Source organism: Janibacter sp. HTCC2649 (assembly GCF_000152705.1).
Classification (GTDB): domain Bacteria; phylum Actinomycetota; class Actinomycetes; order Actinomycetales; family Dermatophilaceae; genus Knoellia.
In genome coordinates, this window is the sequence record NZ_AAMN01000011.1 from 1 (window position 1) to 1,359 (window position 1,359).

The following is a 1,359-nucleotide window of genomic DNA, read 5'->3' on the forward strand; positions in this document are numbered from 1 at the left end:
GCGAGTACCGGGGAGGCGACTCGCCGGCGTCGTACGTCTGCTCAGCCTTCCGACCCTGAACAATCACTTTTGTTTGCCCGGCGTGTGCCAGCGCGCTCCATGCTTGCTCAGGACCCACGTCTCAGACGGGACGCAGCCGAACAGGCGACAATGGCCCGGCAATCGGGTGGCAGAAGCACCGCCGCCGCCGAGCAGGTCCGAGACCGCGGATACCGGAATCGATCCCGAGCTCATCGCGATCGATGGCAGCGGCGGGGTCCATGACGGCCAAGGGGGAGCGGACCGGTGGCCGTGGAGCCGTCGCTGGATTCATTACGTCGTCCCACGGATCAGCGCCGACATGGAATCGCTCATGCTCGACAACCGTACGGTCTTGGTGCCTTGGCACGGCCAGGTCATCCTCGCTTCGACCAAGCGACGGTCACCTCGAGTGATCGTCCACGGCAAGCATGGGGCCATGCTCGGCGAGGTGCGCCCATTCGAACAGAGGCGGTGAACCCGTCGCCGCCGTCAAGGAAAGCAAGCGCGGACCGCGGCAAAGTCGGACGAGCGTAGCCGTCCTCCACGCGGCAAAGTCGGACGAGCGTAGCCGTCCTCCACGCGGCAAAGTCGGACGAGCGTAGCCGTCCTCCACGCGGCAAAGTCGGACGAGCGTAGCCGTCCTCCACGCGGCAAAGTCGGACGAGCGTAGCCGTCCTCCACGCGGCAAAGTCGGACGAGCGTAGCCGTCCTGCACGCGGCATGTCCGGTAGTCCTCATTCGGCGCGCTTGCGCCGGCGCCGTTCCTGATCGAGGTCCAGACCGAACGCTTCTATTGACACTCGGCGTGACTCCTCAATGCCCAGCCACACCAACAGGTAGGTCCGAGCGTCGTCATCCTGGATCGGCCACACAGGCCACTCGCCGCGCTGCAAGCGTTCGACAGCGTCCCCGATGTCGGACAAGAACGTATCGTCGAACTCGCCGTCGATGTACGACCAGACTTCTAGCGTCATTTTCGGATGGGACATGTTCTTCCACCACAAATGACCAGTCTGCTGCGCATAGGGCTCAGCGAACACCAGCACGTGTCCGACGCGCCCTTCGCCGATGGCGAGCACTTCCGCCACACGGAAGTCGAAGTCTTGCGCCGGGTGTGGCGACACAGGAGGGAACTGAGGCTTCCAAGGCATGGGGGAATCTTCCCCCACGAGCGGACCGGCCGATCTGGGGCAGATCCGGAAATTGCCTGGCCCTAGAGGTGCGGTAGTTCCGCGCCGCCGCGCCGTTCAGCTCGGCGAAACCGCCAGCGAAAGATCGAGAGGATTGCCACGGGCCAAGCCAATAGCGCTGGAAGCCACAGCCACCACCGCAACCCTG

Annotated in this window: 2 protein-coding genes; one reads left to right on the plus strand and one right to left on the minus strand. The window is 64.7% G+C overall.

The window, feature by feature from the left end; all coding sequences use genetic code 11:
• Positions 1 to 166 precede the first annotated feature (166 nt).
• Positions 167 to 496 carry a hypothetical protein gene (locus tag JNB_RS21185; protein ID WP_148232245.1) on the plus strand — a complete coding sequence of 110 codons (330 nt, stop codon included), beginning with the start codon at positions 167 to 169 and terminating at the stop codon, positions 494 to 496.
• 259 nt (positions 497 to 755) lie between these two features.
• Here the strand turns inward: JNB_RS21185 and JNB_RS00060 are convergent, their stop codons facing one another.
• Positions 756 to 1,172 (minus strand): hypothetical protein, encoded by a 417-nt coding sequence (locus tag JNB_RS00060; RefSeq protein ID WP_148232246.1) that lies wholly within the window; start codon positions 1,170 to 1,172, stop codon positions 756 to 758.
• Between the last annotated feature and the right edge of the window lie 187 nt (positions 1,173 to 1,359).